Consider the following 14,266-nt stretch of genomic DNA (forward strand, 5'->3'; position numbering starts at 1 on the left):
TCCATGTCGCTGCAGTTTCCCCCCGAGTGCGCCTGGCTGTTCGCGGCCCTGACCGGTGAGATCCCTCCGGACGGTGACGAGGACAAGCTGTTCGCCCTCGCCGAGGCGCACAAGGGGCTGCACGGGAAACTGAACGGTGAGGTCCAGCAACGGGTGGCCGACGCACTCGGCTACACGAAGAAGAACTTCAACGGCACCGCCGCCGAGATGTACCAGGAGGCGATGAAGTCCTTCCTCGGCGGCCAGAAGGGGCTCGACTACTTCAACTCCGTCACGGAGCAGGCGGAGTTGGTCGCCACCTTCACCCGCAAGAGCGCGACCCAGCTCCAGTACACCAAGTACATGATCATCGCCCAGCTGGTGGAGCTGCTGGTCGAGGCCGCGGTGGCGCTGGCCCTGTCCTTCTTCTTCGGGGCGTCCATCGGCGCGTACCTGCAGAAGCAGGCCATCGTCCGGCTGATCATCCGCACCCGGCTCGGGCGGATGATCGTCGCGCTGCTGATGCACGAGATCATCAACGTCGGCATGGGCGTGGTCATGGACGCGCTGAGCCAGTGGACGCAGCTCAACCAGGGCACCCGCGACGAGTGGGACAGCGAGCTCACCAAGAACGCGGCGCTCTCCGGGGCCGTGCAGGGCGCGCTGGCGGGTCCCTTCCAGGCGCTGGGCGGCCTGTTCAGCAAGCTCCTGGCGAAGATGTTCGGCGACGACGCCGGCCGGCTGATCGGCAAGCAGCTCGACGAGGTCCTGCCGCCGCCCAAGGGGCTCGGCGACGGCGCGGGCAAGAACCTGGGCAAGAAGGCCGGCGACCTCGCACCGCCGCCCCCGCCCAAGAAGAAGGTCGGTGACGACGTCGCTCCGCCGCCCCCGCCGAAGAACAAGGCGGGCGACGGCGCCACCCCGCCTCCGCCGCCCCCGAAGCCGGGCGACACCCCGAAGCCGAACACGAACAAGGACCTGCCGCCCCCGCCGCAGTCCTTCGGCAAGGACATCACGGACATCTTCCGCAACCGCCTGCCGGGCACCGCGGGCCCGAACCCGGAGAAGGCGGCACGCAACTTCATCAAGGACGTCGGGGACGCCTTCGAACGACGCTTCGGTGGCCCGGAGGCCCGGGAGGCCGGCCGGCAGTGGGCGAAGACCCTGCTCATGGGGACCGGGCGCAAGGAGCTGCCCGACGCGCTGGGCGACGCGCTGAAGCCGATCTCCAAGCACCTCGACGACGGGGCGATGAAGGCCCTCACCCAGGGCACGGCGGACGCGATGGGCCAGAGCATCCTGCAGTCGATGAGGGGCGGGCTCGTGCGCGGCCTGTTCGAGGGCGCCCACGCGGCGGTCTCGGAGGGCACGTACAACCTGATCTTCTCGGAGGAGCACACCTTCAAGACGTCCGGGCTGACCTTCGGCTCCGGCTTCGTCGAGGGCCGCCTGGGGCACCTGCTGGAGACCGGTGGCGACAAGCTCGGGATGTCGCTGCGCGGCTCCCTCGGGATGGACAAACCGGACTTCGGCCACGGCGGGAGCGGCGGTTCCTCGGGGCTCACCGACGACATGCAGGATCTCGGCCTGGACGAGTTCTTCGCGGAGCCGGACACCGGCAGCCTCACCGACGACATGGCCGACCTCGGCCTGGACCAGCTCTTCGCCGAGAAGGACGACGACCTCGACTACCTGGACGTCGACGAGGACCCGGACTACCTCGCGGGCGAGGGCGGCCCGTCGGGGGCCGCCCGGGACACCTCGCAGAGTGCCCCGATTCCGGTCGCCACCACCTCCGCCCCCGCCCCGGGAGCGCCCGGCGGCCCCGCTCCGACCGCGGCGAACACACCGACCGTCTCGAACACACCGACCGCGGCGAACAACCCGGCCGGAGCGAACGGGCCGGCGAACCAGGCCTCCCCGAACACCGCCGGGCAGAAGGCCGCGGTCGACCCGGCGTCCCCCACGGCCCCCGGTACCGACGGGGACACCGCCCACGCCCCCGCGAGTCAGCCGGCCGGTCTCGTCACCGAGAGCGGGGCCCTGTCGGGCGAGGACACCGCCCCGGTGAAGGAGGGCGGCAGCGACGGCGACACGGCGAAGCGGCCGACGGCGGAGGGGAACACGGACGCCCCCCGTCCCTCCACCGAGAGCGACAAGCAGGCCTGGGAGTCCACCGGCCGCGACGAAGACGGCACGACCGTGACGGAGCGCGCCGAAGGGAACGATTCCGTCATCACGGAGGAGAGCACCCCGGGCATCCCGGTCACCACCACGTCCGCGCCCACGTTGACGTCCACGTCCACGGCGGACGACGGCTCCCGGTCCCAGGGAAGGCTCGCCGACGACCCGGGGAGCGTGGCCTGGGACACCAGCCGGTCCCCCCGCCGCGCGGAGACGGCAGCCGACACCGTCACCACGTCGGAGCAGGACGGCCCCGAGCCCTCACCCACCCTCCCGGTCCCGCCGCGCGCGCCCGCGCGCCCGTCCGCCGAAGATCTGGTGTTCCTCACGCAGCCCCACTACGCGTCCGGCGACCAGTTCGGCATCGCGGCCGCCCTCATCGCCGACGAGAACCTCTCGGTCATCCTGACCTACGAGGACGCGGCGGACATGACGAAGGCCGAAGGGATCCGCTCCTTCTACAGGGCTTCCGGGATTCCCGACCACCGCATCCACGTCGTCATGACGTCCGAGCGGCTGAAGGAAATCACCGCGGAGACGGACAAGGGAACGCTCCCGGTCAAGCTGACCAAGAAGAACCAACTCGGTGTCGGGGACGCCACGAAGCGCGTCGGCAAGGACTTCAGCACCGAACTCCGGGAGAAAGTGCGCGCGGCCTGGAAGGTCGGTCCCGACGCCGAACGGGACACGGCCATCACCACCTGGCTCAACAGCAAGGGCGTCACCCTGAACGACGGCGACAAGGTCGCCGTCCTGTGGTCACGCTTCAGCGGCAAGAAGCACGAAGTGCACATCGAGCACGACACCAGCTACCTCGGCATCGCCCAGATCATCGCCGGCCTCGGCGACATGAAGGCCGTCCTCATCGTCGGCGACTCCGGCCACACCCCCGCCGGCAAGGCCAAATACCTGACGATCTCCGCCTACTTCAACACCGGCGCCCTCCCCGGTGCCGAAGGCGGCACCCGCCCAGAGGGCTTCAACGCGCAGGTCGCCGACCTCACCGAGTTCTGGAAGGACGAGACCGTCCACAGCTGGGGCGGCCACACCCGCACCGGCCAGTTCCAGCTCTTCGACCACCTCGCCCGCAACGCCACCACCCGCCACCTCGGCTTCCGCAGCGGGAACCTCGAAGCCATGGCCCTCATGGGCTTCGAGGTCCGCTACCTCGAGGAACCCAACAGCGAAATGGGCGGCGCCCGGATGGCCGTCTGGCATGCCGACCCGGCGGCCACCGCCAACAGCACCGACGGCACGAGCCGGACCAGCGAGAACGGCCTCGCCCCCGGCTACGAACGCCTGATCGTCACCCACTCCCCCACCCGCTCCGGGCAGCACCAGAAGGACCTCCCCCTCGACCTCCGCAAGGACGCCGAAAAGCATGCGGTCTGGCACGACAGCGGCAAACTCGCCAAACACCTCGAGCTGAACGAAACGGGCGACGAAGCCGCCCTCTCCCGGCCCAAGGGCTTCACCGACGAAGACCTCGCCAACATCGACGCCTTCCTCCGCCACGGCGACCCCGGCGCCGGACTGAACCCGGAGCTGAGGGTGCGAGTCGCCGAGATGGCGGCCGACGTCGCGGCGCAGACGAAGAAGATCGACGAGCTCACGAAGGAGATCGCGGTCGCCGACAGGGGCATCCAGAAGGCGCTCGCCACGGGCGGTACTCCGGCAACCTCGCAGAGCACGGCGCCCGTCACCACATCGGCCTCGACCGCGACCACGGGCCCGGCCACTACGCCGGCCACAACTTCAACCACGACCCCGGCCTCGACCCCGGCCTCGCCCCCGGCCTCGCCCCCGGCCTCGACCTCGACCTCGACCTCGACCTCGACCTCGACCTCGACCTCGACCTCGACCTCGGCCTCGGCCTTGAGGATCGTGGCGCAGCACGAGCGTAAGAAGGCGGCGTTCCAGGAGCAGCTCACCCGGAGTCAGAACCGGCTGCTGGAACGTCAGACCGAGTTCGCCGGCCTCTTCTCGTCCGAGGCGGGCCACGACCGGCTGTCCGTCCTGCGGGCCCGCAACATCCACGGCCAGTCCGTGGCCCACCTCCTGAACGAACCGCAGCAGCAGCCGAATCCGGCGGACACCGACGAAACCCCCGAGTCCCGTCTCGCCCCGGAGAACACCCCGGACTGGACGAGCAACCAGGCGCCGAGGGGACAGAACCGCGGCGACTCCTCCGGGAACAACGGTGCCAACCGTGGTCAGGACACCGGCCGGGGCGGGAACACGAACGTCAGAGGCCGAGGCAGGGGCCGAGGCGCGAACCAAAGCGGCGGTAGCGACAGCACCAGCACGTCCGCCCGCGGCGGCGCCACAGGCACACCCGGCCGTGGCGGCCAGCAGCCGGGCCGCGGTGGCCGGCCCACCACCGGTGTCGGCAACAGGGGCACGGGCGGTACGAACCCCACCCCGGGCGGCTCCATGCACTCGACCCGCGGCGGCTCCACGCCCTCTCCCCGCGGCGGCGCCGTCCCCTCGGTCCGCGGCGGCCGCGCGCCCCGCCCGGCCGCGCCCGCCCCGGCCACCGCTCCCGAGGTGACCTCGATCGCGTACAACAACCCCCGCTTCGCCGCTCTCATCGGCGGGCAGGGTCAGGGACAGGGCACGCTGTCGGCCTCGGAGTACCACGCCCGCGTTCTCCGGAGCGTCGAGGGGGGCCACCCGACGTCGTACGTCGTCAACGCGGTCGTCGGCCACGAGGCGATGAAGCAACCGGGCCAGCTCCAGGGGTTCATCAACTCCGTCCTCGAAGGCCTGTCCCCCGAGATGCGCGAACGGGTCGCGATCGTCGTCGGCGTCAACGGGCAGGTACAAGAAGGCGATGCCGCCGCCACCCAGCCGATCCACGACGCGATCACCGAGGCAACGGCCGACATCGTCTGCCCGGTGCCTCTCGCCGTCGTCGCCACGCCGCTCCCCCCGTCGTCGAGCTTCCCCTACGGCACCGCCCGGAACGTCACGCTGACGAGTACGGCCACGCGACAGGCGCTGCACGCACTCCTCGACCGCAACACCCACCCGTACGTCTCGTTCATGGACTTCGACGCCTACCCGCACACCACCCCCTCCGGGCCGCACGTCTTCGATCACTTCGAGGCGCGACTCGGCTTCGGGCGGATGACGGGCCCCGAGTCCCAGGGTCTTCTGCCGCCCCTGCGGCCCCTGCTCATGTCCGGCGGCTACCGAATTCCGCCCTCCGGCGACCACGACGGGCGCACCCGGCTTGCCGAGGAGACCGGCGAACGGTGGGAGAGCGCGAAGGATCGCGCTCAGCTCGGGAAGGCTCCCGAGGACATCAACGAGAGGATCGAGGACTTCGACCAGGAGATCCGGCACGACATGAACGCGCGGAGCAGGATGGCCGCCCTGGCACCGTTCATGCCCTACTCGCCCGAGCCGAACCTCTTCGTCGACGGGCCGGCGACCCTGCTCAGGGGCGAGCCCGGCCAGTTCGACACCGTCAGGTTCAGCCCTGGAGCCGCGGAGTTCAACGGGCTGGCGAACAGCCTCATGCGCCTGGCGGCCTGGGAGATCCGGGCGAACGACACCTCCGCCGGACCCGACATCTCCCTCCCCGCGCCGGCGGACCCGAACGCGCCCGCCCCGCGGACCACCGGCACCACCGGCCCCACCCCTCCTCCGGCCACCCGCCTGCGGATCGCCGCCGAGAGCCTGCGCCCCTCGGTGCGGGGCACGGCGTTCGTCGTCGACGTCAATGACGCCGCCACGCAGACCGACCTGTCCCGTCTCTACTTCAGCATGCTCAAGTCCCGTCGCCAGACGGCGCTCAAGGAGAACCTCGACGAGGCGGCGGTGCCCCGGCACACGCTCAGGATCCAGCAGAGCCACCTCAACCCCACCCCCTACCCGAGGCTCTTCCACGAGGCGAATCCCGCCACCAAGACCATGAAGTACGGGCAGCTCTCCGCTCTGCGCGACTCCGGGGACCTGCTCCGCGCGGACTCGCTCAACACCGTCGAGGCCCTCGACGCCTTCGAGGCGATGGCCCTCCAGAGCACGGTGTCGTTGTCGTCCACCCTCGGCACGGGACCCGATGCCACCGTCGAGTTCGGACTGTCGCGCGATCTGCGCCGGCTGCACACGATGAACCTGCTGTACACCACGGACGAGGGCGTCCTCCAGCGCACCTTCCACGAGGTGGCCGCCACCTACCTCGCCGAGGCCTCGCCCCAGGCACTCACCGCCCGACCGGAGTCCTTCTTCGGAGCGCTCACCTCGGAGCTCACCCGGGACACGGGGGACACCGGGGACACCGACGCCTCCGCGTCGCCGGTCCTGCGGCCCCACCCCGAGGCCCACCCCGACATCAGGCGGATGCTCCGGCACCTTCAGGAGCAGCACCAGGACACCCCGGCCGCCCGCGAACTGATCGCACGGGCGGCGGAGCACGGCCTGACGGTGGAGGACCTGTCCACCCGCCTGTTCACCGGCCGCGTCCACCCGATGACCCACACCCTCGACCATTACATCGCCCCGCCCCGGACCCCCGGATCGAGCCGGTCGACCGACGGCACCTTCGCGCTCGACGCCGCCGCGACCTTCCTGTTGGACCTGTACGCGGGTGCCCTCGCCCGCCCCCTGGACGTCACCGGCCCCGACGGCACGACCCTGCGCTTCGCTCCCCCCGAGTCCACCGCGGCGCCGCTCCGCGTCCGCTGGAAGGCCGGCGCGGGCTGGGTCGCGCAGACCCGCGCGGGAACGGACTCCACGGACGACGGGGCCCCGGGCCCGTCCGCGAACTCCGGTACGCAGGGCGGGGGATCAGCCGCTCCGAGGCCCGGTTCGAGCGAGCAGGACCGGGACGTCCGCGGTGGCGGAAACACGCGTACGGGAGCGGTTCCCGACGCGGGCACGGACCCCACGCGGTCCGGCGCCGGTACGCCGAGCGGGCGCAGGCCGGGCGAGTTCGTCACCACGGCCGTCACCGAACGGGAACTCCGGGCCTTCCACGGGGCGAAGACCGCCGCGGTCCACACCGAACGCTTCGACCCGAAGCTCCGCCAGCTCAACCCCCGTCCCGGTCACCTCGACGGGTCCGTCACCCTCATCCGCAACCACGTACGGCGTGAGCAGCTCGCCGACGGCCGCACGGTCCGCCACTTCTTCATCACGCTCCCCTTCAAACTCGCCGACGGTCTCACCACGACCGACCTCACCCGGCACCAGGAGCAGGTCCAGAAGATCCTCGACAGCCACACCAACTCCGGCTACCGGCTGCCCGAAAGCGGCGACCAGCTCCGCATCACCGCCGAGTTCATCCACGCCCCCCAGCACGGCGAAGCGGTCACCCTCACCCAGAGCCGGAATCCCGGCCGCGCCGATCAACTGCACTGGGACGTCAACGACGACGACGCCACCCTCACCCACGAACTCCTCCACTACCTCGGCCTCGCCGACGAGTACGCCGACACCCACGAAGCGGACCCGCACCTCTTCCGCCGCAACGACCGGGCCGGCGCGGTCCGCACCGAGGGGCTCATGGCGAACACCCGCCAGGAGAACCTTCGCCACCTCCCCCACGACTACCTCGCCACGATCGAAAGGGTCAGCAACAACGCCGTCATCCCCCTTCACACGACCACCCCCACCACCCCCACCACCCCCGCTACGCCCTCTTCCCCCACGCGCCCCGCCACCACCAGTCGCGACACCACCCACCTCCCCCCTGACCGCACGCCCCACCAACCCCCGAACCGAGCGCCCGCCGTAAAGCCGGTGTTCCTCACGCAGCCCCACTACGCGTCCGGTGACCAGTTCGGCATCGCGGCCGCCCTCATCGCCGACGAGAACCTTTCGGTCATCCTGACCCATGGAGTGGGAAATCCGTCGCACAAGGCGGCCGCCGACGGCATGGCCGCCTTCTACAAGGCTTCCGGGATTCCGGACCACCGCGTCCACGTCATCGAGACGGCCGCACGGCTCAAGGAAATAACCGTGCAAACCGAAGCCGGTCCTCCCCTCACGGTCAAGCTGAACAAGAGGAACCAGCTCGGTGTCGGGGACGCCACGAAGCGCGTCGGCAAGGACTTCAGCACCCGTCTCCGCGAGGACGTGCGCGCGGCCTGGAAGGTCGGTCCCGACGCGGAACGGGACGCGGCCATCACCACCTGGCTCAACAGCAAGGGCGTCACCCTGAACGACGGTGACAAGGTCGCGGTCCTGTGGTCGCGCTTCAGCGGCAAGAAGCGCGAAGTGCACATCGAGCACGACACCAGCTACCTCGGCATCGCCCAGATCATCGCCGGTCTCGGCGACATGAAGGCCGTCCTGATCGTCGGCGACTCCGGCCACACCCCCGCCGGCAAGGCCAAGTATCAGACGATCTCCGCCTACTTCAACACCGGCGCCCTCCCCGGCACCGAGGGCGGCACCCGCCCGCAGGGCTTCGACGCCCACGTCGCCGACCTCACCGAGTTCTGGAAGGACGAGAGCGTCCGCGACTGGGGCGGCCACACCCGCACCGGCCAGTTCCAGCTCTTCGACCACCTGAACCGCAACGCCACCACCCGCCACCTCGGCTTCCGCAGCGGAAACCTCGAAGCCATGGCCCTCATGGGCTTCGAAGTCCGCTACCTGGAAGAGCCCAACAGCGAAATGGGCGGGTTCCGCATGACCGCCTGGCACACCGATCCGACGGTCACCTCCACCCACGACGACGGTACGAACCGCACAGCCGAGAACGGCCTCGCCCCCGGTTACGAGCGCCTGATCGTCACCCACTCACCCACCCGCTCCGGGCAGTACCAGAAGGACCTCCCCCTCGACCTCCGCAAGGACGCCGAGAAGCACGCCGCCTGGCACGACAGCGGCAAACTCGCCAAGCACCTCGAGCTGAATGAAACGGGCGACGAAGCAGCGCTCTCCCGGCCCAAGGGCTTCACCGACGAAGACCTCGCCAACATCGACGCCTTCCTCCGCCACGGCGATCCCGCCGCCGGACTGAACGACACCGTCAAGGAGGCCGTCGAGGCGCTGGCGGTGCGGGCGGCTGCCATCGCCGCGTCCGACCATGCCCTACGAGAGCGGATGGGCAGGGAGTTCGCGGAGCTGCTGGCCGGTCTCCCCGATCACGAGCGCATCGACGTCCTGCGGGCCCGCAACATCTACGCCCAGTCCGTCGCCCACCTGCTCCAGAGCCCGGCCCCGTCCGGCCCGACGACCGGCGCTCCCGGGACGGCGGCCCCCGAGACCGCGGCCCCACAGACGGCCACCCCCGACACCACGGCATCGAGCCCGGCCGGCGAGGCCGCCGCACAGCAACGCCTCGCCCCCGACGACGCTCCCCTCCTGCCCCCCAGCAGCGCCCCCGGCTCCAGCTCCTCGGCGATGGAGCTCGACGACACGCCCAGCCTCCCCTGGTACGCCTCCGGGGCCCCGGGCGCCCGGCCGTACGCGTACGTCAACCCGGCCTTCGACGGCCTGGCACGCAACGCCACCCGCAGCCCGATGTCCGCCGGGGAGTACCACCACTGGGTGGGCGAGAGCGTCCGGCAGGGCCGCGAGATCTCCTACGTCGTCAACGCCATGGTCAGCCACCGGACCCTCAGCGAGTCCCCCGAGTTGCTCGAACGGTTCCTGCACCACGTGCAGGACGGCCTGCCCGAGCGGTACCGGGGCCGCGTCGCGGTGGTCGTCGCCGTCAACGGCGGCGAGAAGTCCGCGACGAAGGTGGAGGCAAAGAAGACCTCCATGCGCGCGCAGGCGGAGGTGCGGATCCACGACGCGATCCAGGCCGCCGCGGCGCGGACCTCGTTCTCCCTGCCCCTGGCCCTGGTCCCCACCCCGCTGAACCCGTGGCCCGACAAGTTCCCCTACGGAACCGCCCGCAACGCGCTCCTCGTCGCCGATGCCAACCGCCAGGCCCTGCGCGCCTTCATGGACGGGGGCACCCATCCGTACGTGTCCTTCATGGACTTCGACGACTATCCCCACCATGCCCCGGACGGCAGCCACATCTTCGCGCAGCTGGACCGGGAAACGCGCTTCGACGAGGACGGGGCGCTCTCGGCCACCGACTCCGACCGCGCCGGTGACGGGGACGGGGACGGCCACGCGGAGTTCTCGGCGCCCCGCATCGACGAGCCGACCGCGCGGGACTTCAGGACCCTGTCGCCGGAGGAGATCGCGGCCCAGCCGCCGGCGGCTCTCCCGCCCCTGCGCCCGTACCTGATGTCGGGCGGTTACTTCGCCCCCGTCACCCCGGAGGGAAAGGCCCGGTTGCTGCGGGACACCGAGACGCGGGTGCGGCAGGAGAACGCCGAGGCCGAGGCGGCGTACCCCAAGCAGCTCGCCGCCTTCGAGAAGAAGCGGACCGCCCAGCAGAAGCAGGCGACGCAGAAGGGGACGGCGCCGGTGGTGGAGAAGGATCCCCCCACCCGGCCGACCCCCCGGACCTCCCCGACCGACGTCAACGATCCGGACGTGCTGACGTTCGACCGCGCCGTCCTGCGCGACATGAACGCCCGTGACCGCCAGGCGGCCATCGCCCCCCAGCTCCCCTACTCCCCCGAGCCGAACCTCTTCGTCGACGGCGCCGCCGTCCTGCTGGAGAGCGACGCCGTCGGACCGGTCCGCTTCGGCACCGGGGGAGGCGAGTTCCACGAGCTCAGCGAGAGCCTGATGGAACTGGCCGCCTGGGACCTCGCCCGGGAACTCGGGACGGGGAACACCCCCGCCCCGGGGACCGCGGCCCGTGCGCACGGCTACGAGCAGGCCATCGCTCCGCTGCGGAGCGCCGCCGAGAACCTGGTACCGCCCACCCGCGGTCTCGCCTTCCACACCGGTTTCCGCCACAACGCCACCCAGACCGACCTGTCCCGGCTGTTCGCGGGCAAGCTCCGGGGCATGCTGCCCCAGGACCACGAGGGGCTTCCCAATCCCATGGCCCGGCTGTTCAACCGGGGCGAGGGGGACACGTACACCGCCCGCGGCGAGGAGGTCAGGAGGATGCGCGCGGGCCTCGGGCTCTCTGCCGTCCGCAAGGGGCAGGACAGCACGGCCGCCGAGGCGGACCCGTTGCGCCCCCACTTCCACCCCGGCAGACGCGTCTGGAAGGAACGGATGTGGGACCTCGTCCCGGCCGCCGCCGATCCGGGCCCCCGCCTGCCCCGGGCCGAGACCGAGGCGCCGCGCGACGCCGGCCTGGGCGACCCCGAGAAGCAGCGGATCAGCCGCGCGCTGTCCCGTACCGTTCCGGGCCACCCGCACGTCTGGGCGGGCCTCGACCCGGCGCAGATGCGCCTGCACGCCTACCAACTGGCTCTGAGCGACGACACGTCGGCCTTCCTGCGGCACATGCGCCACTTCGCGCGGACCTACCTCGTCCGGCCGCCGGTGCCGGCCGCCGACAACATCGGGGGGCAACTGGCCGAGCGGGACCTGCTCGCCGCCGCCCGCTTCCACAAGCCGCCGGGCTCCTTCCTCGCGGCGCTGAGCGAGGCACTGGAGCCGTCACGGGCGCCGCAACAGACCACGGACCGGCCGACGAACCCGGCCGGTGACGCCTCCACTCCGCCACGGCAACTGCGGGCGGAGCCGCTGACCTGGGACGAAGTCCTGCGGCCGATGTTCCGGCACATCTACCTGCAGTACGGGACGGTGTCGGAGGTGAAGAGCCTCACCCAGCAACTGGACGCTCAGGGCACCTCCGTCAACGACTTCTTCATCCGCCTGACCACCGGTCGCGTCCACCCCTTCGACCACACCCCGGCCAGCTACGCGGAGCACGACGCCGCCACGCCCGGCGGACTCGACGCCACCGCGCGCTTCCTGCTCGGCCTCTACGCCGATGCCCTCGGCCGGAGCATCCACGTGACGACTCCGGGCGGCGGGCAGCACGCCTTCGCCCCGTCGTCCTCGAGCACCCACGGCGATGGGGGTGACGCGCCGCTGGACATCCGCTGGAACGCCGGTGGCACCGGATGGGCCCCGCACCGGCCCACGGACCAGTCCGCGCAGCAACCCGCGCAGCAACCCGCGGCGTCACCCGAGGGTTCCGTGGCGACGGGCAAGCGCACCCGGCGCGAGGACGATGACGGCGCTGACGGCGCTGACGGCGAGCGGGACGCACGGTACGACGGCCCGAGCGGCAGCCGGCTCCCCAAGGTGCAGCGGGGCCTGTCGCTCATGGAGGAACTCACCCTCGATGATCCCGGCCCGGGCACCGGCGGCTCCCGGAACCCGGGCCACCCCGGCCCCGGCCGGTCCCGCCTCGCCGAATCCGCTTTCAACCGGCTCTCCGGCCGGAACCGGCGTTCGGATGGTTCGAGCGACCGGCCCGGGGGCCCATCATGATCACATCAGGGCCGGCGAAGAGGGGACGACCAGTGCGACAGGGTGGCGACGGACCGGCGGAACGGTCCCCGGGCGGCGGCATGTCCGGGCGGCTGCTGCGCAGGCTCGGACGCCGCGGCGGTAGCCCGGAGCGGGGCGCGGCGGTGCCGAGCGGTACCGGAGCCGGCGCCGACTCCAGCACCGGGCGGCCGGCGGAGTCGCCGTGCACCGTACGGGACGAGTTCCCCCACCGCTATCTGCTGCGTTCCTCGGCGGTACGGGACTCCCCTGTCCGCGCCCTCGTACGGGACCTGCCCGCAGACGCCCGCCGACCGGCCGTCGTGGTGGACGTACCGCCGGTCGCCGCCGGCAACCTCGGCCAGGAACTGGGCGGTCTGCTGGCCCTCCTGCGCGAGGAGGAACCGCTCGCCGTCCGGCTGGTGCTGTCCGGGGCCGCCGCCGCGGCCGGTGGGAACGGGCCGCTGGCCCAACGCCTCGCCGACGCCTGGGAGGTGACCCTGGAGGCGCCCGACGCCCCGGCCGTGCTCACCCCCGGCGGCCTGCTCTACGTCACCGACCCCGCCACCCCCGGCGGCGGCTGGTGGCGGTTCGCCCCGGGAGCGGCGCCCGAGGCCCTGGGCACCCGGCTGCCCGCCCCGCGCTGGCAGCGCGCCCTGGTCCGCGTCCCCCTGGGGCCGGTCGGGGAGTCCGTGGTCCGCGCCGTGCCCGCCGGGCTCGCCCTGTACCCGGCGGACACCGCCGCGCCGCGCCCCGACGAGCCCGCCTACGCGGTCGCGGTGCACCCCGACCGGGTGAGCGTGCTCCTCGGCGCCCCGCGCGCGGAGCCGGTCTCCGCCGAGGACCTGGCCACCCTCCTCGCCGGTCTGCCCGCGGAGCCGCGCCGCTCCCTGCGGCTCGTCCCGGCCGACGGCCGTGAGGCGGTCGCCCTGGCCGAGGAGGTCTGCGACCTGCTCGGCACGGAGATCGAGGTGTGCCTGGGCCTGCCCGTCACCGTCTCCGGGAGCGAGAGCGGCGGCGATGCCGAAGCGGACGCCGCCGCCGGATGCGTACGACTGCTCTCCCCCGAGGGGGAGTTCACCTGGCCCGCGCTGCTGACCGCGCTGGTCTGCTCCCCCACCGGGGAGGACGGCTCCCGCCCCGCGCCCCGCCCCTCCGCCTGGGCGTTCCCCCCGGACGCGGGGACCCCGGGGACCGAACCGGCGACCCTGCGGCTGCCGTCCGGGGTCTGGGCGGTGGCGGTGCGCTCGGGGCTCTGGCTCGGCACCACCCCCGAGGTACCGCCCGCGGTACGGGACCTGCCCGCGCAGGCCCGGGCCCTGCGGGTGGAGTTGGCGCCGGACTGTCTGGCGGAGAAGTCCGCCCGCGAGGGATGCCTGAAGGACCTGGCCGCGCTCCTGGCCGGTCTCGACGCGGCGGCCCGTACGCACACCGAGCTCGCGGTCTCCGACGGCGCGGAGCCCGAAGCGGTCGCGGGACTGCGGCGGTTCGCGGTCCGTACGGGAATCACCCTGGCGACGCCGTCCCGGCGCCCGGGCATCCCGGCGGAATCCGGACACGCTCCGGAGTCCCCCGCCCCGCACGGCTCACCAGCCGCACCCGCGACGACACCGTCCCCGGCTGCCTCGTCCCCGGCGACTTCTTCAGCGGCTCGCCCTGCCGCGACGACGCCGTCCCCATCCGCCTCGTCCCCGACTGTCTCTCCCGCGACGGCCTCTCCGGCGACGGCCCCTCCCACGACGGAATCCGGGCCGACGGCCGGGAACGGACCGAGCACGGC

At 72.2% G+C, this 14,266-nt stretch carries 1 protein-coding gene and 1 pseudogene; both read left to right on the top strand.

Annotation, left to right across the window (positions count from 1 at the left end):
* The first annotated feature begins 3 nt into the window (after nucleotides 1-3).
* On the top strand, nucleotides 4-12,489 hold the full coding sequence (locus tag ACWGDE_RS13545; protein WP_453389133.1) for a WXG100-like domain-containing protein: 12,486 nt from the start codon (nucleotides 4-6) through the stop codon (nucleotides 12,487-12,489).
* A gap of 32 nt (nucleotides 12,490-12,521) precedes the next feature.
* Nucleotides 12,522-14,266: pseudogene (locus tag ACWGDE_RS13550) on the top strand (hypothetical protein); the annotation flags it as partial.

Source organism: Streptomyces sp. NPDC054956, assembly GCF_053609185.1.

Coding starts and splice junctions, on each gene's coding strand:
- ACWGDE_RS13545 (WP_453389133.1), top strand. CDS start 4: ATGTCGCTGCAGTTTCCCCCCGAGTGCGCCTGGCTGTTCGCGGCCCTG.